Source organism: Butyricicoccus porcorum, assembly GCF_051246315.1.
GTDB classification, from domain to species: Bacteria; Bacillota; Clostridia; order Oscillospirales; family Butyricicoccaceae; genus Butyricicoccus_A; species Butyricicoccus_A porcorum.
The window spans coordinates 93013-117956 of sequence record NZ_CP178353.1 but is presented as its reverse complement, the minus strand read 5'-3'; the positions used below and the strand labels follow the sequence as shown (position 1 = coordinate 117956).

The 24944-nt window shown below is 56.1% G+C and carries 23 protein-coding genes and 2 pseudogenes; 24 read left to right on the top strand and 1 reads right to left on the bottom strand.

What is annotated here, in order from left to right; all coding sequences use genetic code 11:
- Window positions 1-2 precede the first annotated feature (2 nt).
- The 16 genes and pseudogenes from ACLM7Z_RS00505 (at window position 3) to ACLM7Z_RS00430 (ending at window position 16969) form a co-directional block, all read left to right on the top strand.
- Entirely contained in the window at window positions 3-827 is an 825-nt protein-coding gene (locus tag ACLM7Z_RS00505; protein ID WP_087017093.1) for a phosphatidate cytidylyltransferase, read from the top strand.
- Between the two features lie 2 nt (window positions 828-829).
- A complete protein-coding gene (locus ACLM7Z_RS00500; RefSeq protein WP_087017095.1) occupies window positions 830-1972 on the top strand; it encodes a 1-deoxy-D-xylulose-5-phosphate reductoisomerase in 1143 nt (380 codons plus the stop codon).
- A gap of 11 nt (window positions 1973-1983) precedes the next feature.
- Window positions 1984-3006 (top strand): site-2 protease family protein, encoded by a 1023-nt coding sequence (locus tag ACLM7Z_RS00495; RefSeq protein ID WP_273349151.1) that lies wholly within the window; start codon window positions 1984-1986, stop codon window positions 3004-3006.
- A gap of 30 nt (window positions 3007-3036) precedes the next feature.
- Window positions 3037-4098: pseudogene (gene ispG, locus ACLM7Z_RS00490) on the top strand (flavodoxin-dependent (E)-4-hydroxy-3-methylbut-2-enyl-diphosphate synthase); the annotation flags it as partial.
- 3 nt (window positions 4099-4101) lie between these two features.
- Window positions 4102-8454: a PolC-type DNA polymerase III gene (locus tag ACLM7Z_RS00485; protein ID WP_087017102.1), complete on the top strand. Its 4353-nt coding sequence runs from the start codon at window positions 4102-4104 to the stop codon at window positions 8452-8454.
- A 181-nt stretch (window positions 8455-8635) separates the two neighbouring features.
- Window positions 8636-9820 (top strand): ATP phosphoribosyltransferase regulatory subunit, encoded by a 1185-nt coding sequence (hisZ, locus tag ACLM7Z_RS00480; RefSeq protein ID WP_087017104.1) that lies wholly within the window; start codon window positions 8636-8638, stop codon window positions 9818-9820.
- The gene (gene hisG / locus ACLM7Z_RS00475; RefSeq protein WP_087017106.1) at window positions 9817-10464 is read left to right on the top strand and encodes an ATP phosphoribosyltransferase; all 648 of its coding nucleotides are present in this window, start codon (window positions 9817-9819) and stop codon (window positions 10462-10464) included. Before hisZ ends, hisG begins: the two co-directional genes overlap by 4 nt.
- Window positions 10461-11750 carry a histidinol dehydrogenase gene (hisD, locus tag ACLM7Z_RS00470; protein ID WP_435645454.1) on the top strand — a complete coding sequence of 430 codons (1290 nt, stop codon included), beginning with the start codon at window positions 10461-10463 and terminating at the stop codon, window positions 11748-11750. The genes hisG and hisD overlap by 4 nt, the downstream gene beginning before the upstream one ends.
- On the top strand, window positions 11747-12814 hold the full coding sequence (locus ACLM7Z_RS00465) for a histidinol-phosphate transaminase (RefSeq protein ID WP_273350515.1): 1068 nt from the start codon (window positions 11747-11749) through the stop codon (window positions 12812-12814). Before hisD ends, ACLM7Z_RS00465 begins: the two co-directional genes overlap by 4 nt.
- Before the next feature lie 32 nt (window positions 12815-12846).
- The gene (hisH, locus tag ACLM7Z_RS00460; RefSeq protein ID WP_087017113.1) at window positions 12847-13464 is read left to right on the top strand and encodes an imidazole glycerol phosphate synthase subunit HisH; all 618 of its coding nucleotides are present in this window, start codon (window positions 12847-12849) and stop codon (window positions 13462-13464) included.
- A complete protein-coding gene (hisA, locus tag ACLM7Z_RS00455) occupies window positions 13461-14180 on the top strand; it encodes a 1-(5-phosphoribosyl)-5-[(5-phosphoribosylamino)methylideneamino]imidazole-4-carboxamide isomerase (RefSeq protein WP_087017115.1) in 720 nt (239 codons plus the stop codon). Before hisH ends, hisA begins: the two co-directional genes overlap by 4 nt.
- 4 nt (window positions 14181-14184) lie before the next feature.
- A complete protein-coding gene (hisF, locus tag ACLM7Z_RS00450; RefSeq protein WP_087017117.1) occupies window positions 14185-14958 on the top strand; it encodes an imidazole glycerol phosphate synthase subunit HisF in 774 nt (257 codons plus the stop codon).
- An 11-nt stretch (window positions 14959-14969) separates the two neighbouring features.
- A complete protein-coding gene (hisI, locus tag ACLM7Z_RS00445) occupies window positions 14970-15302 on the top strand; it encodes a phosphoribosyl-AMP cyclohydrolase (RefSeq protein WP_087017119.1) in 333 nt (110 codons plus the stop codon).
- 33 nt (window positions 15303-15335) lie between these two features.
- Entirely contained in the window at window positions 15336-15662 is a 327-nt protein-coding gene (hisE, locus tag ACLM7Z_RS00440) for a phosphoribosyl-ATP diphosphatase (protein ID WP_087017121.1), read from the top strand.
- A gap of 288 nt (window positions 15663-15950) precedes the next feature.
- Window positions 15951-16706 (top strand): exodeoxyribonuclease III, encoded by a 756-nt coding sequence (locus ACLM7Z_RS00435; RefSeq protein ID WP_087017123.1) that lies wholly within the window; start codon window positions 15951-15953, stop codon window positions 16704-16706.
- 59 nt (window positions 16707-16765) lie between these two features.
- Window positions 16766-16969 carry a rubredoxin gene (locus ACLM7Z_RS00430; RefSeq protein WP_242969761.1) on the top strand — a complete coding sequence of 68 codons (204 nt, stop codon included), beginning with the start codon at window positions 16766-16768 and terminating at the stop codon, window positions 16967-16969.
- A 70-nt stretch (window positions 16970-17039) separates the two neighbouring features.
- Here ACLM7Z_RS00430 and ACLM7Z_RS00425 read toward each other — a convergent pair whose 3' ends face one another.
- On the bottom strand, window positions 17040-17972 hold the full coding sequence (locus tag ACLM7Z_RS00425) for an AEC family transporter (protein WP_087017125.1): 933 nt from the start codon (window positions 17970-17972) through the stop codon (window positions 17040-17042).
- 171 nt (window positions 17973-18143) lie between these two features.
- Between ACLM7Z_RS00425 and thiM the strand changes: the two genes are divergently transcribed.
- From thiM to nrdG, 8 genes and pseudogenes are all read left to right on the top strand, one after another.
- Window positions 18144-18968, top strand: coding sequence for a hydroxyethylthiazole kinase (thiM, locus tag ACLM7Z_RS00420; protein WP_087017127.1), 825 nt, complete (start codon window positions 18144-18146; stop codon window positions 18966-18968).
- Entirely contained in the window at window positions 18955-19611 is a 657-nt protein-coding gene (gene thiE / locus ACLM7Z_RS00415; protein WP_087017129.1) for a thiamine phosphate synthase, read from the top strand. The genes thiM and thiE overlap by 14 nt, the downstream gene beginning before the upstream one ends.
- Complete coding sequence (locus tag ACLM7Z_RS00410; RefSeq protein ID WP_273350518.1) at window positions 19608-20252, top strand: HAD family phosphatase; 645 nt, start codon at window positions 19608-19610, stop codon at window positions 20250-20252. Before thiE ends, ACLM7Z_RS00410 begins: the two co-directional genes overlap by 4 nt.
- Window positions 20245-21024 carry a bifunctional hydroxymethylpyrimidine kinase/phosphomethylpyrimidine kinase gene (thiD, locus tag ACLM7Z_RS00405; protein WP_435645453.1) on the top strand — a complete coding sequence of 260 codons (780 nt, stop codon included), beginning with the start codon at window positions 20245-20247 and terminating at the stop codon, window positions 21022-21024. Before ACLM7Z_RS00410 ends, thiD begins: the two co-directional genes overlap by 8 nt.
- Before the next feature lie 40 nt (window positions 21025-21064).
- Window positions 21065-21313: a hypothetical protein gene (locus tag ACLM7Z_RS00400; protein WP_435645452.1), complete on the top strand. Its 249-nt coding sequence runs from the start codon at window positions 21065-21067 to the stop codon at window positions 21311-21313.
- Between the two features lie 185 nt (window positions 21314-21498).
- Entirely contained in the window at window positions 21499-23808 is a 2310-nt protein-coding gene (locus ACLM7Z_RS00395) for an anaerobic ribonucleoside triphosphate reductase (protein ID WP_087017136.1), read from the top strand.
- Between the two features lie 97 nt (window positions 23809-23905).
- Window positions 23906-24070, top strand: a pseudogene (gene nrdD, locus ACLM7Z_RS00390) (anaerobic ribonucleoside-triphosphate reductase); the annotation flags it as partial.
- 11 nt (window positions 24071-24081) lie between these two features.
- Complete coding sequence (gene nrdG, locus ACLM7Z_RS00385) at window positions 24082-24597, top strand: anaerobic ribonucleoside-triphosphate reductase activating protein (RefSeq protein ID WP_087017140.1); 516 nt, start codon at window positions 24082-24084, stop codon at window positions 24595-24597.
- Window positions 24598-24944 lie beyond the last annotated feature (347 nt).

The window sequence follows — 24944 nt, the reverse complement described above, 5'->3', positions numbered from 1 at the left end:
ATATGAAGACTCGAGTCACATTTGGCGTGGTCGGTGCGATCGTTGTCGTAGTCGTGCTGTTTTTCTGCCCGCCGATTGTCGCACAGCTGTGCATGATGGCGCTGTCGGTCATCGCGGCGCAGGAATTTACGGCGGCGGTCGCAGGAAAGGACGGCAGGCATTTGCAGGTCGCTGCGATGCTGCTGGCGCTCGGCACCTCGATGGCGAGCGCGCGCAACAGCTACAATGAATACTGGCTGCGCGCGATGCTGCTGGCGGGCGTGGTGGTACTGTTTGCCATTCTGCTGCGCTGCCACAAAAAAATCGGGTTTACCGAAATTGCGGGTGCATACTTCGGCGGTATTATCATTCCGTATATGCTGATGAGCCTGATCCGCATGTTCACCATGACCGAGGCAAACGGCAAGGTCTATATCCTCATCCCGCTGCTGGCGGCGTGGGGCTCGGATACGTTTGCACTGTTTGCAGGCATGGCGTTCGGCAAGCACAAGCTCGCACCGGTTATCTCGCCAAAGAAGACCATCGAGGGCTCGGTCGGCGGTGTGGCCGGCGCTGTGGTGCTGATGGTGCTCTACGGCCTGGCAGTCAATGCATTGGCGGATGCGGGTATGTCCATCGCACTGTGTGTTGCCATCGGTCTGTTCGGCGCGGTGCTCGGTCAGGTGGGCGACCTGTCGTTTTCCATTGTCAAGCGCAAGGTCGGCATCAAGGACTATGGCAAAATCTTCCCGGGACACGGCGGCGTGCTCGACCGCTTTGACAGCGTGATCTTTGTTGCACCGGCAGTGGAACTGCTGTTGCATTTGTTTACGACTTTGGGGATATAATCATGAAGAACATTGTTATTCTCGGCTCTACCGGTTCCATCGGCACGCAGACAGTCGATATTCTCGATTCGATCGATGCGCGCGTGTGTGCGATTTCGGTGAACACCAACATTGTGCGTGCGGAGGAGCAGGCGCGTCTGCTGCATCCGTCGCTGGTTGCGGTATACGATGCGGCAAGCGCCGCAGAACTGGCAAAAAAGCTGGCGGATACCGATATCCGCGTCGTGTCCGGCATGGACGGACTGATTGAAGCGGCGACGCTGCCGGAGGCAGACGTTGTTGTGACTGCCGTTGTCGGCATGGTCGGACTGCTGCCGACGATTGCCGCGATTGACGCGGGCAAGGACATCGCGCTCGCCAACAAGGAAACGCTCGTGTGCGCGGGACAGATTGTCATGCAGCGTGCGCGGGACAAGGATGTCGCCATTCTGCCGGTTGATTCCGAACACTCGGCAATTTTCCAGTGCCTCCAGGGCGCGGCGGGCAACCGCCTCAGCCGCATTTTGCTGACGGCTTCCGGCGGCCCGTTCTTCGGCATGAGCGCACAGCAGCTGCGCCATGTCACCAAGGAGCAGGCGTTGCGTCATCCGAACTGGAGCATGGGCGCAAAAATTACCATTGATTCCGCGAGCATGATGAACAAGGGTCTCGAACTGATCGAGGCAATGTGGCTGTACGATGTGGAGCCGGATGACATTGATATTGTCGTGCACCGCGAGAGTATCGTGCATTCGGCAGTGGAATTTGAAGATGGTTCGGTTATCGCGCAGCTGGGCAACCCGGATATGCGCCTGCCGATCCAGTACGCACTGACGTATCCGCAGCGTGTACCGTGCAAGGTGCCGCCGCTCGACCTGCCGCGCCGCCACAATCTGACGTTTTTTGCGCCGGATGAAGAGGCATTTCCGGCACTCGGACTGGCTCGCCGTGCGGCAGCTGCCCGCGGCAATCTCGGTGCGGTCATGAACGGTGCGAATGAAGCGGCTGTCGATCTGTTTCTGCATGACCGCATTCCGTTTTACCGCATTCCCGAGCTGGTGCGTGGGGCGATGGATGCGGTGGATTATCTGCCGGAGATCACGGTGGATGATGTGCTTGAGAGCGACCGCGCGGCGCGCGAGGTCGTCTATTCCCTCGCAGAGTAAGAGGTGTTTTTTTGACCATAGCAACTGTAATTCTGGCCATTCTTGCGTTTGGCTTCCTCATCATTGTGCATGAATTTGGCCATTTCATGGCGGCGAAGGCGGCAGGTGTGCGCGTCCTGGAATTCTGGGTGGGCATGGGTCCTGCGATCCTGCACCATAAATTCGGTGAGACTGATTTTAAGCTGTGTCTGCTGCCGTTTGGCGGCGCCTGTGTGATGGATGGCGAGGATTCGGAGGACGAAGCGCCGGGCACGCTGTCCGGTGCGCCCATCGGCTGGCGTGCGCTCATTCTCGCCGCCGGTGCGCTGATGAATTTCCTCATCGGCTTTCTCATCGTCCTGCTGCTCGTTCTGCCACAGAAAGAGGCTGCGATTCCGGTGATTGAGTCGTTTGCAGACGGCTTCCCGTCGCAGGGGGAGAGCATGCTGATGGAAGGCGACCGTATTGTGCGCATCGATGGCTTCCGCATCCTGCTCTCCTCGGACATTTCGACCGGGCTGAGCCGCGGCGATGATACAACGTATGAAATTGTCGTCGAGCGTGACGGCAAAAAGCTGACGCTGACCGATGTGCCGTTGGAGCCGGCGGAATATGACGGCACCCTGCGGTACGGTCTGAATTTTGAGGTGACGGAGCTGGGGATTGCAGGCAGGCTGCAACAGGCGGCGTATAAATCGATTGATTTTGCGCGGCTGGTGTGGATCAGTCTGGGCGATCTGGTGACCGGCAAGGTCGGCATGGATCAGATGTCTGGCCCGGTCGGCGTCACGGATGTGCTCGCACAGACCGCACAGAGCAGCATGCAGAGCTTCTTCCTGCTGGTCGCATTTATTTCGATTAACCTTGGCGTGATGAACCTGCTGCCGATTCCGGCGCTGGACGGCGGGCGGCTGCTGTTTGTTCTCATCGAACTGGTTGCGCGGCGTCCGGTTCCGCGCAAATATGAAGGCTATATTCATCTGGGTGGATTTGCCGTCCTCATGCTGTTTATGCTGTATGTCACCTGTCAGGATATCCTGCGTATGGTCGGCTGAGCGGTGTGAAAACGGGCAAAAACAAGGAGACAGCATATGAATACCAAACAGATTATGGTGGGAAGTGTTCCGGTCGGCGGCGGCGCGCCGATTGCTGTGCAGTCGATGACCAACACGGATACGCGCGACACGGCGGCCACGCTGGCACAGATTGAACGTCTGGCGGCGGCGGGCTGCCACATTGTCCGCTGCACCGTGCCGGACATGGAAGCCGCAGAGGCCATGCAGACCATCTGCGCGCAGTCGCCGATTCCGGTGGTTGCGGACATTCATTTTGATTACCGGCTGGCGCTGGCGTCTGCCGAAGCGGGTGTGGGTGCAATCCGTATCAATCCGGGCAACATCGGCGCGGAGGAACGCGTGAAGGCGGTTGCAGAGGCGTGCAGAGAGCGGCATATCCCGATCCGCATCGGCGTCAATTCCGGCTCGATTGAAAAGGAAATCCTGAAAAAATACGGTTCGCCGACGCCGGAGGCAATGGTGGAAAGTGCGCTGTATCATGTCTCGCTGCTCAATAAATATGATTTCGATGACATCTGTATTTCGCTCAAGTCGTCCAGTGTGCCGACGACCATGCGCGCGTATCAGCTGATGCATGAGAAGACCCATTATCCGCTGCATCTCGGCGTGACGGAGGCGGGCACGGAATACATGGGTACGATCAAGTCGGCGGCGGGTATCGGCGGACTGCTTGCGCTGGGTATCGGCGACACCATCCGCGTTTCGCTGACGGCAGACCCGGTGCATGAAATCACCGCGGCGTATGCGATCCTCAAGGCAGTCGGCCTGAATGACACGGGTGTGAACATTGTTTCCTGCCCGACCTGTGGCCGGACAAAAATCAATCTGATTGAGATTGCCAATGAGGTCGAACAGCGCGTGGCAGGTTTGGATGCCAAGCTGAAGGTCGCTGTCATGGGCTGTGCGGTCAATGGGCCGGGCGAGGCGCGTGAAGCCGATATCGGCATCGCGGGCGGCGACGGTGAAGGTCTGATTTTCCGCAGGGGCGAAATCCTGCGCAAAGTGCCGCAGGAGCAGCTTGTCGATGAACTGATGAAGGAAATTCATGCGATGATAAAGGAGAGCAGATAACCCTTGACAACATTGGGAGACCTGTTTGAACGATATGACGACCAGGATCATGGAGCATACCTTTCCGGCGGAGAGGTATGCTCCGTTGCGGTCAGTCATGACAAAAAAGCAGTGATTTGCAAGGTGCATTTTGACGAAATTGTGCCGCGAAAGGCACTGTTTGATATGGAAAAGGGCATCCGCTCGGCCTATGGCTTTTCGCGTGTGCGCATCGCGCCGCGCTATGACCTCGGCAGCTTGACGGAGCCGTATCTCCAGAGCCTGCGCGATTATCTTGTGCTGCGCAGGCCGTCTGCACAGGGCTATCTGGCGGATAGCCGCTGGCAGGTGACGGACGACGGGCTTTCGGTTTCTATGCTGTCCACCGGCGCGGAATACCTTTCCACCGACCTGCGTCAGCTGCCGGAGATCATTCGCACGGAAACCGGACTGGAGTGCCCGGTGAATATGGTGCACGCGGATGAGGAAGCCGAGCGGAAATTCGACGAAAAAACCGCGGAAAAGCGCGCGGAGCGCCTGCAAAAGGCGGCTGAGGCGGAAGTGTCCGCTCCTGCGCCGGATAAGCCCAAAAAGGAGGAGCCGCGCCCGGCGAAGAAGGAAAAGAGCTATCGCCCGCGCAAGTCGTTTGCGGTTAAAAAGAACGAAAATGTCCTGTTCGGCAAGCTGTTTGACCAGCCGATTGTGTCCATTCGCGAGGCAATGGGTGCGGTGGACAGCGCGACCATCCGCGGCGAGGTGTTCTTTGTCGAGCACCGCGAGATCAAGAGTAAAAATACCGGAAGGGAATGGATCAAGGTCGGCTTTGATATCACCGACTGGACGAGTTCCATGCGCGTCAGCAAGTTTATGGCGAAGGAAAAGGCCGGGGAACTGATGGACGTCATCAAAACCGGCATGTATCTGACCGTGCAGGGCAAAATCAGCTATGATACCTATGAAAAGGAGACCATCCTTGAACCGACCGGCATTGTACTCAGCAAGAAGCCGGAACGCCAGGATACGGCGGAGAAAAAGCGCGTCGAGCTGCATCTGCACACGAATATGTCCACCATGGACGGCATTTCCCCGATGAAAAATCTGATGAAGCGTGCCAAATCGTGGGGACATACGGCGATTGCCGTGACGGACCACGGCGTTGCACAGGCATTCCCGGACGCAATGCACGCCATCGAGCGCAACGGCATCGACCTCAAGGTGCTGTACGGCGTCGAGGCATATTATGTCAACGATTCCGGCGGCGTTTCGGTTGTCAAAGGCAAGTATGACGCGCCGCTGGATGAGACCTTTGTCTGCTTCGATACGGAGACTACGGGTCTCAAGCCGGAATTTGAGGAGATTACGGAAATCGCGGCGGTTAAAGTGCGCGGCGGCGAGGTGCTGGAGGAATTTCAGACCTATGTCAATCCACACAAGCCGATTCCGGCGAATATCACCGAGCTGACCGGCATTTCAGATGAAACCGTTGCCAATGCGCCCGACCTGTCGGACGCACTGCCTGCTTTTTTGGAGTTCGCGGGCGATCTGCCGCTTGTCGCGCACAACGCGGGCTTTGATATGGCGTTTGTCAACAAGGGCTGTGAGCGGCTGGGCATCCAGCGGGACTTTACCTCGATTGACACCGTGGAAATGTCCAAAATCCTGTTTCCGGACATGGCGCGCCACCGCCTGGACAGCATGGCAAAGGCACTCAAGGTCGGCCCGTTCGACCATCACCGCGCCAGCGAGGATGCGGCGGTGCTGGGGCGTATCTTTATCAAGCTGATTGAAAAAATGCGCACCGAGCTGCATGCGGAGAAAATCTCTGACATCAATCCGTTGCTGGCGGGCCTGAAGGCGAAGACGGGCAGTCTGAAAAACCTGCGCCGCTATCATTTTATTATTCTGGCAAAAAATCAGGTGGGTCTGAAAAATCTCTACAAGCTGATTTCCTATTCTCATCTGAAGTACTATAATAAGAAGCCGATTATGCCGCGCAGCGAGCTAATCCGTCACCGAGAAGGCCTGATTTTCGGCTCGGCATGTGAGGCGGGCGAGCTGTTTTCCGCGCTCATCGGCGGCGCATCGCATGAGGAGCTGCTGCGCATCGCGGACTTTTACGATTATCTGGAAATTCAGCCGATTGGAAACAACAAATTCCTCATTGCAAACGGCACGGCACGCGATGAAGAGGATCTGCGCAATTACAACCGCGAGATTCTGGCGATTGCGGACGAGCTGGGCAAGCCGTGTGTCGCTACGGGTGATGTGCATTTCCTCGAACCGGAGGACGAAGCGTTCCGCCGCATTCTGATGGCAGGCATGGGCTTTAAGGACGCAGACAATCAAGCGCCGCTGTATCTCAAGACGACGGATGAAATGCTGGAAGAATTCTCTTATCTCGGAGAAGACCGTGCGATGGAGGTCGTCGTCACTAACACGAATTTGGTTGCGGACTGGTGCGACACATTGCGCCCTGTCCCGCGTGAGAACTATCCGCCGAAGATGGAGAATTCGGCGGAGGAACTGGAAACCATGTGCTACGAGAAGGCGAAGCGCATGTACGGTGACCCGCTGCCGGAGAAGGTACAGGCGCGCCTGGAGCGCGAGCTCGGCTCGATCATCGGAAACGGCTACGACGTCATGTATATGATTGCGCAGAAGCTGGTTGCCAAATCGCTGGAGGACGGCTATCTGGTCGGCTCACGTGGTTCGGTTGGCTCATCGCTTGTCGCGTTCATGTCGGACATCACGGAGGTAAATTCCCTTGCGCCGCATTACCTGTGCCCCGATTGCCATTATATTGAATGGCATGAAAATGAAGGCTATGGTTGCGGTGTCGATTTGCCGGAGAAAAAATGCCCGAACTGCGGTGCGGAGCTGCGGCGTGAGGGCTTTTCCATCCCGTTTGAGACCTTCCTCGGTTTCAACGGCGACAAAGTGCCGGATATCGACCTGAATTTTTCGGGCGAATATCAGCCGAAAATTCACTGGTATACCGGTGAGCTGTTCGGGCATGACCATGTATTCCGTGCGGGTACGATTGGTACAGTCGCAGAAAAAACCGCTTACGGCTATGTCAAAAAGTATATGGATGAGCGCGGCATTCAGGCAGGACGTGCAGAGGAAAACCGCCTGACTGCCGGCTGCACAGGCATCAAGCGCACAACCGGACAGCATCCGGGCGGCATCGTCGTTGTCCCGAAGGAGGTCGACATTTATGACTTCTGTCCGGTACAGCATCCGGCGGACGATCCCAATTCCGACATCATCACCACCCATTTCGAGTACCATTCCATCGACGAAAATCTGCTCAAGCTGGACGAGCTTGGTCACGATGATCCGACGATCATCAAGCATCTGGAGGAATTGACCGGTGTCAATGCGCGTGAAATCCCGCTCAATGACCCGGACGTCATGAGCCTGTTCACTTCCAACAAGGCGCTGCATTATGTTTCCGACGAGCCCGACCCGATTCTGGGTGATCTGGGCTGCATCGCCGTGCCGGAGTTTGGCACAAAATTCGTTCGCGGCATGGTGCGCGACACCAAACCGACGTCGTTTGACGAGCTGTTGTGTATTTCCGGCCTGTCGCACGGCACGGATGTTTGGCTGGGCAATGCGCAGACACTGGTCGAGCAGGGCGTTCCGCTGAAAGAATGTATCTGCTGTCGAGACGATATCATGAACTACCTGCTGGGTAAGGGTGTCGAACCGAAGCTCAGCTTCCAGACGATGGAATCCGTGCGAAAGGGCAAGGGCCTCAAACCCGAAATGGAGGAAGCCATGCGCGCACAGGATGTGCCGGAGTGGTATATCGATTCGTGCAAAAAGATCAAGTATATGTTCCCGAAGGCACATGCGGTCGCCTATGTCATGATGGCGTTCCGCATTGCGTGGTTCAAGGTACACAAGCCGCTCGCATTTTATTCGGCCTATTTTTCCATCCGTGCGAAGGGCTTCGATGCGTCGTGTATGATCTGCGGCGACACAGTCTGTGTGGACAAAATCCACGAATTGCAGCAGAAGACGCGCGAAAAAACAATTTCCGCTGCGGAGAACGACATGATGACGACACTGGAGGTCGTGCATGAGTTTTACCGGCGCGGCTTTGTGTTTGAGCCGATGGATATTTACAAATCGGATGCAACCACATTTCTGGTCACGGAAAACGGGCTGATTCCGCCGTTTACCTCCATGCCGGGTATCGGTGAGCAGGCGGCGCTCTCCATCGTGGAGGAGCGCAAAAATGGTCCGTTCCTCTCGCAGGAGGAGGTTGTTATCCGCTGTCCGAAGGTATCGAAGGGTGTTGTCGAGCTGCTCGGGCAAATCGGCGCGCTGGCGGACATGCCGGAGAGCACGCAGGTCTCGCTGTTTTGAATTTTGTCTGTTTTGCACAATGTTACACGCGTAGAATGCGCGGGATTTGAACTGAATTTTGCTTTTTTGGATTTGTTTTGCGCGAAATGGCAAAGAATGCTTGACAGCAAATTGCATAAATGGTATTATGTTAACGCGTTAAAGTGATAAAATAATAAATGGTATAGAGGTACAAAACATTATGAATCAATATGCGATCTCCACACCGGAGGGCAGCCGCGACCGTTTGTTTGGCGCGACACGCTTGTTCCGGCAGAATGAGAGAAGAATCCGTAATCTGTTAGAAGCGCGCGGATATGAGGAAATCATTACCCCGTCGCTGGAATATTATGACGTCTTTGTGCAGGCGGGCTCGTCTATCGGGCAGGAAAAAATGTACAAGCTGACCGACCGCAATGGTCGCCTGCTGGTGCTGCGCCCGGACAATACGACCCCGATTGCACGCGTCGTGACCACAAAGCTGGATGACGAAGCGCTGCCGCTTCGCCTGTACTATGTACAGAAGGTACATCGCGCCAGCTCGTTCCACCGCGGCCATTCGACTGAAGTGATGCAGGCGGGCGCGGAGCTGCTCGGCGCAAAGGGTATGATGGCGGATCTGGATATCCTGACGGCGGCATTTGAGGCACTTGCGGCGGTCAAGGGTGAGACCTTCCGTATTGAGCTGGGTCACGCGGCGATTTATAAGGCGCTGATTTCGTCGCTGGATGTCGATGCGGAGACAGAAGAAACCATCCGTTCGCATATTGAAAACAAGTCGTATGCGGCGCTGGGCGATGTACTCGAGCCGTTCAAGGATCGTGAGGCGTATCAGGCGCTCAAGGCGATGCCGACGCTGTTCGGCGGCGGCGAGGTGCTCGAAGAGGTTGCCCGTCTGACCGACAACAGTGAGGTGCTGCGCGCGGTCGAATACCTGCGCGACTTGATCGATGCGATCACTACCGCAGGCTTTGGCGAGAATGTCATGATTGACCTCGGTCTGGTACAGGAAATCGACTATTATACCGGCATGATGTTCCGCGGCTATATGGGCGGCGCAGGTGCTCCGGTTCTGGTCGGCGGACGGTATGACAGCCTGTGCGGGAAGTTCGGCAGGGATATCCCGGCGACCGGCTTTGCCATCGATATCGACGCGTTGTCCGATTCCGTTGTACTCAAACAGGAGCAGACTGCTGAGGAGCTGGTGTTCTGCGGTGCGGGCTATCTCAAGCTGGCGCTCGATTACATCCATGTCAGCGGGAAGCTGGCAGAGCTTGCGCCGTGCGATACGCTGGAGCAGGCGATGGAAATCGCAAAGAGAAAGGGCTACCGCACGCTGGTGACCTTTGACAAAAACGGCATTCAGAAGACGGAGGTGCAGGCATGACACCGGAGAATACAATCCGTATCGCCCTGACCAAGGGCAGACTGGAAAAGAAAACACTGGAGCTGCTGGAGCACTCCGGTTATGATGTCAGCGAGCTGCGCTCCGGTTCGCGCAAGCTGATTTTTAAGCTGCCGGATTCCAATATTGAGCTTGTCCTCGCGAAGGCGGCGGACGTCATCACCTACGTCGAGCACGGCGTGTGCGATATGGGTGTCGTGGGCAAGGACACGATCATGGAAAAGGGCGGTGCCTTTTATGAAACGCTCGACCTCGGCTTCGGCAAGTGCCGGTTCTGTCTGTGCGGCAAAAAGGGCGAGGATTTTTATGCGGGCTACCATACCCGCACCATTGCGAGCAAATATCCCGAAGTAACCCGTGCGTTCTTCTCGAAGAAGCATATGGACGTCAATATCATCAAGATTGAGGGCAGCGTCGAGCTCGCGCCGTTGCTTGGCCTGGCGGATGCCATTGTCGATATCGTCGAAACCGGCACCACGCTGAAGGAAAACGGACTGGAGCCGTATGAGACTGTCGCACCGATCAGTGCGCGTGTCATCGTCAATCTGGCGAGCATGAAGATGAAAAAACAGCAGATCCAGCAGCTCACACAGCAGTTGCAGGATGGTCTGGAGGCAGACAAATGAGCTTTTTGAAAGTAATCCGCGCCGATGGTCAGACGGAACAGCGTCAGATCGCAGAAATGAAGGCGCGTGCGGCGGAGACTGCCGCCGATATTGACCGCAAGGTTGCGGCCATTATGGAGGATGTGCGCAAAAACGGCATGGAAGCCGTCGAGCGCTATTCGGTACAGTTTGATAAAAACAAGCCGTATATCGTTTCGGAGGAGCGCATTCAGCAGGCATATGACGCCTGCCCGCGCGACCTGCGCGATGCACTCGAGCTGAGTGCGAAGAACATCGCCGACTATCATGAAAAGATGATGGTGAAGACGTGGGAATATGACCGCGCGCCGGGCGCAAAGCTCGGACAGGTTGTGCGCGGTCTCGCCCGTGTCGGCATCTATGTGCCGGGCGGCACGGCGGCGTATCCGTCCACCGTCCTGATGAACGCCGTCACCGCGAAGGTCGCGGGTGTCGGCCAGATCATCATGGTAACCCCGCCGACGGAGAACCTCAGTGATGTCGTGCTTGCGGCGGCAAAAATTGCGGGCGTCGATCAGGTCATTGCCTGCGGCGGCGTACAGGCGATTGCCGCGCTGACCTACGGCGCAGGCTTTATCCCGGCGGTTGACAAGATTGTCGGCCCGGGCAATGCCTTTGTCGCGGCGGCAAAGAAGCAGGCATTCGGCAAGGTGGATATCGACATGATTGCAGGCCCATCTGAGGTTCTGGTCATTGCCGATGAGACCGCTGATCCGGTCTATGTTGCGGCCGACCTGCTGTCGCAGGCGGAGCACGACCGCATGGCGTCCGCCGTCCTGCTGACCGACAGCGAGGCGCTGGCAAACGCAGTTTCCGAGGAGATGGATCGTCAGTCGGCAGACATGCCGCGCCGCGATATCATCGAGGAATCGGTCAAAAATTATGGCATCGGACTGGTGTTTGACAATCTCGAGGACGCCTGTGTGATGGCGGATGAGGTTGCGCCGGAGCATCTGGAGGTCGTCACCCGTGAACCGCGTGCCCTGCTGTCCAGACTGCACAATGCGGGCGCGATTTTCCTCGGTGCATATTCGCCCGAACCGCTCGGCGATTATATGGCAGGCCCGTGCCATGTTCTGCCGACCTCCGGCACCGCGCGCTTTTTCTCGCCGCTGTCCACAGACACCTTCCTCAAGAAGACCAGCGTCATTGAGTATTCAGAGGAGGAGCTGCTGAAGGTCGCCGACGGCATCATTGCCATGGCAGAGAGCGAAAAACTGACCGCACATGCCAATTCTGTCCGCCGGAGAAAGGAAGCCCGCGCATGATTACATTACCCGAAAAGCTGTCCAGCATGACGCCGTATGACCCGTGCGAGGACATTTATCAGATTAAGCTGGACGCAAATGAGAGCTTTTTCTCCCTGCCGGAAGACCTGCGCGACGCGATTGCGGCGGGCATCGATACGATTGATTTCAATCGGTATCCCGATCCGACAGTGGACGGCCTGCGCCGTCTGGCGGGACGCGAATTCCGCGTGGCGCCCGGCAATATTGTCGTCGGAAATGGTTCGGATGAACTGATTTCGCTGATTATGAACACGTTTGCACCGCGCGGCGGAAAGGTCATGGTGCTGTCGCCCGATTTCTCGATGTACCAGTTCTATGCAGAGGTTGCAGAGCTGGAAGTCGTCAATATGCTCAAGGATGACGAGTTCATGTTGACAGAACAGGACGTCATTGAACGCGCGCAGAAGGAGAAGCCGGATATTCTGATTTTCTCCAACCCGTGCAATCCGGGCGGACAGGGCTTTACACATGCGGAAACGGTTCGCATTTGCAATGCGCTGGAGGATATGCTGGTCGTTGTGGATGAAGCGTATATGGACTTCTGGGATCAGAGCATTCTGGATGTGTCCACCGCGCTGGAAAATGTCCTCGTCATGAAAACACTGTCCAAGGCATATGGTTGTGCCGCGCTGCGCTGCGGCTTTGTCATCGGCTATTCCGAGCTGGTCGATCAGTTGAACAAGACGCGCTCGCCGTATAACATCGGCTCGCTGGTGCAGATGGCGGCATGTATCGTGTTGGAGGATACGGCATGGCAGAAAAAACAGTGCGCAGAGATTATTGCGCGCAAGGAGGAGCTGGAGCAGGCGTGCACCAGGCTCGCAGAGGATTGCGGCGTGTTCACTGTCCTGCCGACACATACCAATTTTGTCGTGCTGCGTACCCCGAAGTGCAGTGAAATTTTTGAAGAGTTGAAAAATCGCAGCATTTGTGTGCGTTGCTTCCCGAAATATGAGATGCTGCGCATCACAACCGGCAGCGCTGTGGAAAACGCACAGCTGCTGGAGGAGCTGAAGGATATCTGTGCGGGTATGCAGGGCTGAACCGCATCCCGCAGTCAAAGGAGTATCGACGAATGGGCTACATAGGAATTGTAGATTACGGCGCAGGAAATCTGATGAGCGTATCCAAGGCGCTGGATTTCCTCGGGCTGGAAAATAAGATTGTCACCAACCCCGATCTGATGGAACAGGCGTCCGGCATCATCCTGCCCGGCGTCGGTGCGTTTCCGGACGCCATGCAGGCGCTGGCGGAATCCGGACTGACACAGTCGCTGATTCATGCGGCAAAGACACGCCCGTTCCTGGGCATCTGCCTCGGCGCGCAGATGCTGTTTGAGGAGAGCGATGAGATGCACCTGACAAAAGGCCTCGGCCTGCTGCCGGGACGTGTCCAGCGTATTGATACCGATCTCAAGCTGCCGCAGATCGGCTGGAACAGTCTGGAATACCACAAAAATGACCCGCTGCTGGCGGGTGTGCCGGAGGGCTCGTATGTCTATTTCGTGCACACATTCAAAATGTGCCCGGCGGAGCGCAGCGACCTGATTGCAACCTGTGATTACAATGACAGCGTCACGGCACTGGTCGGGCGCGGACAGCTGTACGGCAGCCAGTTCCACCCGGAAAAGAGCGGCGAGGTCGGTATGACCATCCTGCGCAACTTCGGAAACATGGTAGGAGGGGCAGAATGAGAATTTTACCTGCAATCGACCTGCACGACCAGATGTGCGTGCGCCTGGTCAAGGGAGATTATGCGACTGCGCACAAGGTTGCGGAGGACGCAGTAGAAACCGCGCAGTCGTTTCTGGCGGCCGGTGCGGAGCTGATTCATATGGTTGATCTGGACGGCGCGAAGGACGGCACGCATCCGAATTATCCGGTTGTGCGCCGCGTCATTGAGGAAACAGGTGCATCGGTCGAGCTGGGCGGCGGCATCCGCTGCATGGACGATGTCGCACGTGTGCTTGATCTCGGTGTCAAGCGCGTCATTATCGGATCGGCAGCGGTCAAAAATCCGCAGTTTGTCAAGGAAGCATGTGAGAAATACGGCGATAAAATCGCGGTCGGCATCGATGCACTTGGCGGCACCGTCCGCACCGAGGGCTGGATCAAGGACAGCGGCACGGATTATATTGCGTTCGCGAAGCTGATGGAATCTTACGGCGTAAAGACGATTATTTTCACCGATATCGACAAGGACGGCATGCTGTCCGGTCCGAATTTTGCACAGCTTCAGGCACTGCGCGATGCGGTTTCCTGCGGCATTGTCGCTTCCGGCGGCGTTTCGACGCTGGAGGACATCGCAAAGTTGCGCGATATGGGCATTGAAGAAGCCATTGCGGGCAAGGCGGTTTATACCGGCCAGCTCGATGTAAAGAAGGCCATCGAAGTGGCAGGGGAGGCGTAAGAATATGCTGGCAAAACGAATCATTCCCTGCCTTGACGTCAACGATGGGCGTGTTGTCAAGGGCGTCAACTTCGTCAACCTGCGCGATGCGGGCGACCCGGTTGAGCTGGCGAAGTTCTATTCCCAGCAGGGCGCGGACGAGGTGGTTTTTTTGGATATCACCGCGACATATGAAAAGCGCCATACGATTGTCGATGTTGTGCGCCGCACGGCACAGCAGGTGTTTGTCCCGCTGACAGTCGGCGGCGGCATCCGCACGAGCGATGATTTCAAGGAGCTGCTGCGCGCGGGTGCGGACAAAATTTCCGTCAATTCCGCTGCGGTCAAAAACAAGCAGCTGATTGCGGATGCCGCAAAAAAGTTTGGCAGCCAGTGCGTTGTTGTTGCAATTGATGCGCGCAGCTGTGACGATCTGGAAAAGTGCCCGAGCGGTTATGAAGTGTATGTCGCAGGCGGCCGCAAGCCGGTCGGCCTGGACGCAGTCGCATGGGCAAAGGAAGTGTATGAGCTGGGCGCGGGTGAAATCCTGCTCACCTCGATGGACAAGGACGGCACAAAGTCCGGTTTTGAGCTGAATCTGACCAAAATGGTTGCGGATTCGGTCGGCATCCCGGTCATCGCCTCCGGCGGTTGCGGCACGCTGGAGCATTTCTCCGATGTATTCGAGCAGACCGGCGCAGATGCGGCGCTTGCCGCATCGCTGTTCCATTATGGCGAGTTGACCGTGCCGCAGGTCAAGGAATATCTGCACGGGAAAAATATCCCGGTCAGACTGTGAGGAAAGTACAGATGAATCTCGATAAATTTTTTCAGAAGGGTGAGCTGATCCCGGTTATCTGTCAGGATGAGCGCACCAATGAGGTGCTGATGCTGGGTTATGCCAACAAGCAGGCGCTTCAGAACACTATGGATACGGGCACAGCGTGGTTTTTCTCCCGCAGCCGTCAGAAGCTGTGGAACAAGGGCGAGACCTCCGGTAATTTCATCTTTGTCAGTGAAATCCTGACGGATTGCGATGATGATACCTTGATTTACCGCGGTATTCCGAAGGGCCCGACCTGCCATACCGGCAACCGCACGTGTTTTTATCAGCCGCCGATCTGGCAGAAAATCGAAAAATAATCATTATTTGTGTATATAGAGGAGTAGAAAACAATGTCGAAAGCATTTGAAAGCATGGAATATGTCATCCAGCAGCGCCGTGAGCAGCCGATGGAGAAGTCCTACACCTGTTATCTGTTTGAGAAGGGCATGGACAAGATTCTGAAGAAGGTTGGCGAGGAAACTGCTGAAACCATCATCGCAGCGAAGAACGGCGACCATGAGAATCTGGTCGGCGAGATCAACGATCTGCTGTATCATCTGATGGTTATGATGAACGAAGCGGGCGTCACGCTGGCTGAGGTCGAGGAAGAGATGGACAAGCGCGCCGGCAAGATCGGCAACCTGAAGCAGTTCCATGTCAGCGACCACAACACCTGATTGATGCAAAATGAACAAAACCTCCTGCCGCAGAGCAAGCGGCGGGAGGTTTTTGTTGTCTGATTTCATAGAGAAAAAGGATGATGGTATTGGAAATGGAACTTTACAAAGAACTGCGGGCAATCCACAGTGTTTTGCAAAAATAGAACGGAGGATCTGTATTTTGGAGAAGGCAGGCAGCAATGGCGACGTGCGGCATAATTTTGGCTGACGGCAGCTGTATTGAGATATTCCCTCTGGTATGGTACAATAGCGTCAGCAAACAAGAAACTGCGGAGGAAAACTGCAATGAGACTGATTTCATGGAATGTCAACGGCCTGCGCGCCTGCCTCGGCAAAGGCTTTCAGGACGTTTTTCACGCACAGGATGCGGATATCTTTTGCTTACAGGAGACCAAAATGCAGCCGGGACAGGCACAGGTCGACTGCGAGGGCTATGAGGAATACTGGTACAGCGCGGAGAAAAAGGGCTACAGCGGTACGGCGGTGTTTACAAAGAAAAAACCGCTGCATGTCATCTGCGGCATGGGCATGGATGCACATGACCACGAGGGACGGCTGATAACAGCGGAATATGAGAATTTTTATCTTGTCACATGCTATACACCGAATTCACAGAATGAACTCAAGCGGCTGGATTACCGCATGCAGTGGGAGGACGATTTCCGCGATTATGTGAACAAGCTGGATGCCAGGAAGCCGGTGATTATCTGCGGCGACCTCAATGTCGCACATGAGGAAATCGACCTCAAAAACCCGAAGACCAACCGCGGCAATGCGGGCTTTTCGGATGAGGAGCGCGCGAAGATGACTGAGCTGCTCGATTCGGGTTTCACCGACAGCTTCCGCTATCTGTATCCCGATGTGACCGGCGTGTACAGCTGGTGGTCGTATCGGTTCAAGGCGCGGCAGAACAACGCGGGCTGGCGCATTGACTATTTCCTTGTGTCTAACCGAATCGCGGATAAAATACAGAAGGCAGAAATTCTGACCGATATCATGGGCAGTGACCACTGCCCGGTGGCGTTGGAAATTGACCTGTGACACGCGCATATCCATCCGGTATTGCGGGAAAACTGACAGAGCGAAAGGAGCGATGTCAGATGCAGAGCGATATGCGGCGGTACAGCTGTTCCGTGTGTGGCTATGTCTATGACCCGATTCACGGTGAGCCGAAGGAAGATATCGGTGTGGGTATCCCGTGGTCTTATGTGGATGAAAGTTTTCACTGCCCCGTTTGCGGACAGGGGAAGGCGGCATTTCAACCCATCCGCACAAAGGACTTTCGGGGCAAAGCGAGTCTGTAACAGCATATAAAAAGAGCCGGACGGTGAAATCGTCCGGCTTTTGTGTATATTGGGACAATATCGGGATGTCTTACGCCGCGAGCAGCTGATACAGGCTGAGCATGACCGGCATCGTGATGGCGGAGAGCAGCGTGGAAAACGCGATAATCCGGCTGGAATAGCGGTAATTTGTGCCGTACATCTGTGCAAACATCGAAGCGGCGACCGCACACGGCATGGAAATGCTGATGATGAGCACCGCGGAAACACTGCGGTCAAACGGCAGGAGCATCAGCAGGACAATGGTAATAAGCGGCACAACTGCCAGACGGAACAGGGAAACGATGTACATCGAGCGGTCTTTGATGATTTCCTTCAGATTGGACTGCGCCAGATACACGCCGAGCACAATCATGGCGAGCGGCGTGTTCAGGTCGGCGAGGAAGGACACTGTGCTGTCGGCGATTTCCGGCAGCTGAAATGAGGTCAGGAAAATCGCAAGGCCGACAAAAAAGCCGATGGTGCCCGGATTGAACAGGATTTTTCGCCAGTTTACGCCGCCGGAGGCGCGTCCGCTTGCGCGCGAGAGCAGCCAGACGCCATATGTCCAGATGAGGATATTGGTGGCGACAATATTGATCGAGCCGATGAATACGCCATCGTCGCCATACAGTGCCTGTAACAGCGGCAGCGCCATAAAGCCGTTGTTGGAAAAAATCACGCACATGCGCTTGTCCGCATAATCCGGCGTCCCCTTGCGGAACACCAGTGTGGTGAGCCCGATGCTGACTGCGAGCAGCAGCACAGACATGGCAAATGAAGTAATCAGTTTGCCGAGCATGGCGGGATCGAAGGCGCGGCAGAACGAATGGATGATGACGCAGGGTGCGACAAAGGTCATGATGAGGGTGGACATCTGTCCCGATCCCTCGTCGGTGATGATGCCGCGTTTATAGCAGATCGCGCCGACACCCATCAGCAGGAACATGACAATAATCTGTGTGTATAAGGCAGAAATATCCAAGGTGCAGTTGTACCTTCCTTTCAAAAAAATTCAAATCATTACTATGATAGCATCCGCATTGCCGGATGTCAAAGTATAAAAGAATAACGGTCATTGACAGTCCGCGCCGGACAACGGTATACTGTTAGGGCGGGCTTTTTTTCGCAGTTTTTTTGGAAGGGATGAAAACCTGTGTTTGAACAGATTCTGGACAATGTGCGTCAGCGCGCGCCGCTGATTCACTGCATTACCAATTATATTACAACGAATGATTGTGCCAATATCGTGCTTGCGTGCGGTGCGTCGCCGACGATGGCGGAGGCTGAACAGGAGGCTGCTGATATTGCGTCCGTGGCGGGCGCAGTGGATATCAACATCGGCAACCTCAATACGATGACTGTACGGGCGATGCACCGGGCAATCGCCGCAGCCAATCAGGCGGGTGTACCGGTTGTGCTCGACCCGGTTGGCGCGGGCGCATCGGCATACCGCATGGACACACTGCGCGAATTTTTTTCAGCTTATCAGTTTGCTGTCGTGCGCGGCAATGTATCCGAGCTGCTGGCAGTCGGCGGTGCGGCGTCTAATACGAAGGGCGTCGACGCGGGCGCGGCGGATGCTGTGACGGAGGAAAATCTGGAGGAGCGCGTGGCGTTCTTCAAGCAGTTGAGCGCATCGCTCGGTGCGGTGGTTTCGGTCAGCGGTGCCATTGATATCATTGCATCGCCGGAGCGCGCGTATATCTGCCGCAATGGGCATCCGATGATGTCGCGGGTGACCGGTACCGGCTGCATGCTCTCCGCACTCACGGCGGCATTCTGCGGTGCCAATCACGATCAGATTCTGGAGGCAGCCGCGGCGGCAACTGCCGTTATGGGTGTGGCGGGCGATATTGCCCGCAAAAAGACCGAAGAAATGGGCGGCGGAACCGGTACGTTCCGTGTCTGCCTGATGGATGCGGTCAGTCTGATGGACGCACAGACATTACAGGGAGGAATGAACATTGAAATTCGATAAAGCACAGCAGGTAAAAAATTCCATGCTGTTATATGCCGTCACCGACCGCGCATGGACGGGTGACAGCACACTGTATCAGCAGGTCGAGCAGTGCCTGAAAGGCGGTGCGACACTGGTACAGATCCGGGAAAAGGGTCTTTCTCATGAGGAATTCGTCGCAGAGGCAAAGGATATTGTACAGCTGTGCCACAGCTACGGTGTATGCTGCATCATCAATGACGATGTACAGGCATGCCTGGAGAGCGGTGCGGACGGCGTACATGTCGGACAGGATGACATGGAGGCAGGCGATGTGCGCACGCTGCTGGGCGAGGAAAAAATCATCGGCGTATCGGCGCATTCGGTCGAAGAGGCACAGCTGGCACAGAGCCGCGGGGCAGATTATCTCGGTGTCGGCGCGGTGCACAGCACGTGGACCAAGACGGACGCCGCCCCGCTGACCCATCACGATATCTGTGATATCTGCGCGGGCGTTGCCATTCCCTGCGTTGCCATCGGCGGAATCAAGCTGGACAACATGCTGGAGCTCACGGGAACTGGTGTCGCAGGCGTGGCGATTGTTTCCGGTATTTTTGCCGCACCTGACATTCAGGCGGCGACGGCGGCGCTGCGCGCGCGTGCAGAGGAGCTGGTACAGGCATGAAGCTGAAAGGTGCAATTTTTGATCTGGACGGCACGTTGCTCGATTCTATGCCGTTCTGGGAGACAGTCGGCTCCCGCTATCTGGAGGAGCGGAATATTCCGGTGCCGGATGACCTGCCGCTGCGGCTGAAGACGATGACGCTGCCGGAGGCAGCGGAATATTACCGCCAGGATTTCGGTATTACCGAATCGGTGGACACCATCTGCCGCCAGATCAGCGATATGATAGCGGAGGATTACCGCAGCCGTGCGCCGCTCAAGGCGGGCGTACGCGCGATGTTGGACAGCCTGAAGGGAAAGGGTATCCCTATGTGCATTGCGACCGCCACAGGGCGCGAGCTGGTCGAGATGGCACTCCGTCGGTTGGGGATTGGAGAGTACTTTTCGTTTCTGCTCACCTGTGGGGATTTGAATACAAGCAAAAACCTGCCGTATATTTTTGACGAATGTGCGCGCAGGCTGGGCACGCCGAAGCAGCAGACGGTTGTCTTTGAGGACAGCCTGCATTGTATTGAAACCGCGGTCCGGGCAGGCTATCCGGTTGTGGGCGTGTATGACCATTCCGCGCGCAGTGAGGCAGAGGTGATCCGCCCGTTGTGCCGTCAGTACATCATGGGCTGGGAGGAATTCTGCTGTGAATAAGGTACTCACCATTGCCGGTTCGGATTGCAGCGGCGGCGCGGGCATCCAGGCGGATATCAAGACCATCACGGCACACCGCATGTATGCCATGAGCGCGATTACAGCGCTGACTGCACAGAACACAACCAGTGTGTACGGCGTGCAGGAGACACCGGCGGATTTCCTGGCACAGCAGCTGGACTGTATTTTTACCGACATTGTGCCGGACGCCGTGAAAATCGGTATGGTTTCGTCTGCGGAGAACATTTCAGTCATCTCGGACAGGCTGCGGCACTACGGTGCGCAAAATATCGTGCTGGACACCGTCATGTTTTCCACCTCCGGACGTGCACTGCTGAAGCCCGAGGCGATGGATGCGCTGCGCACGCAGCTTCTGCCGCTGGCACAGCTGATTACGCCGAACATTCCGGAGACGGAAGCGCTGTGCGGCAGCCGGATTGAAACGAGGGAACAGATGGAGCAGGCGGGCTTTGCCATTGCGGCGCAGACCGGCGGTGCGGTACTCGTCAAAGGCGGGCATCTTGCCGGAGCTGCGGACGACCTGCTCGTCTGGAACGGACAGGCGTTCTGGTTTGAGGGTACGCGTATCGACAACCCGAACACACACGGCACGGGCTGTACACTGTCCTCCGCGATCGCCTGCGCACTGGCGGCAGGTGCCTGCATGCCGGACGCTGTGCGCCAGGCAAAGGCATATTTGACCGGTGCCCTGCGCGACGGTCTGAACCTCGGCGCGGGCAACGGGCCGCTCAACCACTGCTGGAATCTGTGACAGCCGGCATAGACCACAATATGTTGTGGTCTGAAGAGGTGTGGACAACAAAAATAAAAAATTTTTAAAAGTTCGCTTTTGCGTTTTGCGGCGGGCAGAACTGCCTGCCGGAAAATCTCCGGCGGGGACAGAGGATTTGTTTGCAAAACGTTGCTTCTCTGCCCACCAGCCCCGGTTTTTGAGCAAAATCGTTCCCGACCCGGCGGGCGGTTCGCACCGGTTTGGCGGATTGGCAAAGACGGGCACTCTGGCCAAAAATCAAGAAATAGGAATGATTCCTACCAGCTGAGACACACCACAAGGGGGCATTGCGCCCTTGACAGATGCGCCTCGGCGTACTAAAATATAAAACAGTTCTGGGTCACACTGAACACAATATGTTGTGTTCATGAGTGTAAAAAACGTGCATATTTTGTATTATGCGCGCAACAGTCGGAACTTATTTTATCAGAGTAACCAGAGGAGCAGCAATAGATGATTCAGCAGATTGAGAAGAGAGACGGCAGATGTGTGTTTTTTGATGTGACGAAAATCGCAAATGCCATCTACAAGGCCGCGGAAGCGTCCGGCGGCCACGATTACCAGATGTCGATGCGGCTGGCTTTGGATGTGGCAGACTATGTGGAGGCGCACAGCCCCACACCGACGCCGTCAGTGGAGTATGTACAGGACGCGGTCGAGAAGATCCTCGTCGAAAGCGGCCACGCAAAGACCGCAAAGGCCTATATCCTGTACCGCAATGAGCGTTCCCGTCAGCGCGAGATGAATACCGGACTGATGAAGATTTATGAGGATCTGACGTTCCAGTCCGCAATTGAGAACGACATCAAGCGCGAAAATGCCAACATCGACGGTGACACCGCGATGGGCACGATGCTGAAATATGGCTCGGAGGGTGCGAAACAGTTCAATGAGATGTTCCTTCTGGAACCGCACATTGCCAAGGCACACCGCGAGGGCGATATCCACATTCACGACTTCGATTTCTACACCCTGACTACGACCTGCACGCAGATTGACCTGCTCAAGCTGTTTGACGGCGGATTTTCCACCGGGCACGGCTTCCTGCGTGAGCCGAATGACATCATGAGCTATTCGGCACTGGCGTGCATCGCCATTCAGTCCAACCAGAACGACCAGCACGGCGGCCAGAGCGTGCCGAATTTCGACTACAGCATGGCACCGGGCGTGCGCAAAACCTACTGGCATAAGTACCGCGACAACCTCGCCAAGGCGCTGGAGGCGTACGGCGTGGAGGATGACGCACTGGAGACCGCGAAGACGCTGGTTGAGGCGTGTGAGCAGAAGCCGGTGCTCGCAGATGACAACGGTGCAACAGAATGCATCCGCGGCCGTCTGTTGGAGCGCACGGATGCGGAGACCGCGGACAAGATTCTGGCGTTTACCGTCAAGTATGCGCGCCGGGAAACCGAGCGCACCACGTATCAGGCGATGGAGGCGCTGGTGCATAACCTCAACACCATGCACTCCCGTGCAGGCGCACAGATTCCGTTCTCGTCGCTCAACTATGGCACGGATACCTCTCCGGAGGGTCGCCTTGTCATGAAGAGTCTTCTGCTGGCAACTGAGGCCGGACTGGGCAATGGTGAGACCTCGATCTTCCCGATTCATATCTTCAAGGTCAAGGAAGGCATCAACTACAATCCGGGCGACCCGAACTACGATTTGTTCAAGCTGGCGATCCGCGTTTCTGCGAAGCGCCTGTTCCCGAACTTCTCGTTCCTCGACGCCCCGTTCAACGCACAGTACTACAAGCCGGGATATCCGGAAACCGAGGCGGCTTATATGGGCTGCCGGACCCGTGTCGTCGGCAACAATTACGATCCGTCCAGACAGATTGTCTATGGACGCGGAAACCTCAGCTTTACGTCGATCAATCTGCCGCGCATCGCCATTAAGTCGAACGGCAATGCGGAGGCATTCTTCCAGGAGCTTGACGAAAAGCTCGATCTGGTCATCGATCAGCTCAAGGCACGCTTTCAGATTCAGAGTGAGAAGCGCGTGCGCAATTATCCGTTCCTGATGGGTCAGGGTGTCTGGATTGATTCCGACAAGCTCGGCCCGGACGACAAGGTCGGCGAGGTGCTCAAGCATGGCTCCCTGACCGTCGGATTCATCGGCCTTGCCGAGTGTCTCAAGGCGCTGATGGGCAAGCATCACGGCGAATCCGAGCAGGCACAGCGTATGGGGCTGGCCATTGTCACCCGTATGCGCGAGCGCATGGATCGTGAGAGCCGCGAAACCGGCCTGAACTTTACCGTCATTGCGACACCGGCAGAGGGTCTGTCCGGACGGTTTACCCGTCTGGACCGCGAGCGATATGGCGTGATTCCGGGTGTTACCGACCGCGATTATTACACCAACTCGTTCCATGTGCCGGTTTATTATCCGATTTCGGCATTCCGAAAAATTCAGCTTGAGGCGCCGTATCACGCGCTTACCAACGGCGGACACATCAGCTATGTCGAGCTGGACGGTGATCCGACGCAGAACCTCGATGCATTTGAGGCTGTCATCCGCTATATGAAGGAATGCGGCATCGGCTACGGTTCTATCAACCATCCGGTTGACCGCGACCCGGTGTGCGGCTATACCGGTATCATCGACGATGTATGCCCGCGCTGCGGCCGCCGCGAGGGCGAAGCAGTCAGCGTAGAAAAGCTGCGCCAGCTGGGCGTCTATAAAAACCACAACAGTGACACCATCGGATATCACGGCGACCCGAATGAAGAGCGTGACCGCCGTCCCAATCCGCTTTCTTAATTCAGATACAGATTCACCTGAGGAGGTATTTATCATGAAGGAGCTCAATCACATCACATACAATGCAAACGGCGAGGAAATGGTAGGAGAGGGCGTCGGCTTTGAGCGCATCCGCCGCATTACCGGTTATCTGGTCGGCACGCTGGACCGCTTCAACAACGCCAAGCGCGCAGAGGAAAATGACCGCGTCAAGCACGATGTCTATCGCAAAATGGAAAATCCGCAGGATTGCGCATGCCGTGACATCCGCCACAGCGCATAACGCATAAGTCCATGATAGATCAAAATCTTCGCATTGCCGGAGTCATCGACGAATCCATTGTCGATGGCCCCGGCATACGCTTTGTCATTTTTACGCAGGGCTGCCCGCATCACTGTCCGGGCTGCCACAATCCGCAGACGCATGACTTTGCGGGCGGGCAGGAGGTCAAAATCTCCCGTCTGCTGGCAGATGTGCAGGCCGATCCGCTTATCGGCGGCGTGACGCTGTCCGGTGGTGAGCCGTTCTGTCAGCCAAAGCCGCTGGCAGAGCTGGCGCGCGTGCTGCGCCTGGGCGGCAAGCATATCATGACCTATACCGGCTATACATGGGAGCAGCTGCTTGAGATGGATGATCCGGATGTGCTCGCACTGCTGCGGCAGTGTGATGTGCTGGTGGACGGCCCGTTCGTACAGGAACAGCGCGACCTGTCGCTGCGCTTCCGCGGCAGCCGCAACCAGCGCCTCATCGATGTACCGACGTCGTTGGAGCAGGGCCGTGTTGTAACCACAACCTGCGCCCATCTGTAACACGGGAATTCCCTCACTTCTGTGTTGTTTGTGTGCAAAAGGAAAAATGTTATTGACAATTACATTTGAATTGCTATAATTAAATCATAAAGTACACATTTTCGTCGGATGCCGGAGCGCACATGCCGCGTGTAGTAAGGGGAAAGACTGCGGGCGGTGCTCCTTTTGTTCATCCGTGCCGGGATCAGGCGCATACCCTCCGGGTATACAGATCCGGAATCCGCGTGCGCTGGTTTCGGTTCAGAAAATTATGTGAGACGGTACTTTGTAACCAGCGAAAGGGTTGTTCTGTAGGAGAGCGGAACAGCCCTTTTCCATTGCCTAAAACACGAAAACAGATATAAAAT

Bases quoted from the DNA above. Each gene is read 5' to 3' on its own strand.
- ACLM7Z_RS00505 (WP_087017093.1), top strand. From the start codon at position 3: ATGAAGACTCGAGTCACATTTGGCGTGGTCGGTGCGATCGTTGTCGTA.
- ACLM7Z_RS00500 (WP_087017095.1), top strand. From the start codon at position 830: ATGAAGAACATTGTTATTCTCGGCTCTACCGGTTCCATCGGCACGCAG.
- hisZ (WP_087017104.1), top strand. From the start codon at position 8,636: ATGAATCAATATGCGATCTCCACACCGGAGGGCAGCCGCGACCGTTTG.
- hisG (WP_087017106.1), top strand. From the start codon at position 9,817: ATGACACCGGAGAATACAATCCGTATCGCCCTGACCAAGGGCAGACTG.
- hisD (WP_435645454.1), top strand. From the start codon at position 10,461: ATGAGCTTTTTGAAAGTAATCCGCGCCGATGGTCAGACGGAACAGCGT.
- ACLM7Z_RS00465 (WP_273350515.1), top strand. From the start codon at position 11,747: ATGATTACATTACCCGAAAAGCTGTCCAGCATGACGCCGTATGACCCG.
- hisH (WP_087017113.1), top strand. From the start codon at position 12,847: ATGGGCTACATAGGAATTGTAGATTACGGCGCAGGAAATCTGATGAGC.
- hisA (WP_087017115.1), top strand. From the start codon at position 13,461: ATGAGAATTTTACCTGCAATCGACCTGCACGACCAGATGTGCGTGCGC.
- hisF (WP_087017117.1), top strand. From the start codon at position 14,185: ATGCTGGCAAAACGAATCATTCCCTGCCTTGACGTCAACGATGGGCGT.
- hisI (WP_087017119.1), top strand. From the start codon at position 14,970: ATGAATCTCGATAAATTTTTTCAGAAGGGTGAGCTGATCCCGGTTATC.
- hisE (WP_087017121.1), top strand. From the start codon at position 15,336: ATGTCGAAAGCATTTGAAAGCATGGAATATGTCATCCAGCAGCGCCGT.
- ACLM7Z_RS00435 (WP_087017123.1), top strand. From the start codon at position 15,951: ATGAGACTGATTTCATGGAATGTCAACGGCCTGCGCGCCTGCCTCGGC.
- ACLM7Z_RS00430 (WP_242969761.1), top strand. From the start codon at position 16,766: ATGCAGAGCGATATGCGGCGGTACAGCTGTTCCGTGTGTGGCTATGTC.
- ACLM7Z_RS00410 (WP_273350518.1), top strand. From the start codon at position 19,608: ATGAAGCTGAAAGGTGCAATTTTTGATCTGGACGGCACGTTGCTCGAT.
- ACLM7Z_RS00395 (WP_087017136.1), top strand. From the start codon at position 21,499: ATGATTCAGCAGATTGAGAAGAGAGACGGCAGATGTGTGTTTTTTGAT.
- nrdG (WP_087017140.1), top strand. From the start codon at position 24,082: ATGATAGATCAAAATCTTCGCATTGCCGGAGTCATCGACGAATCCATT.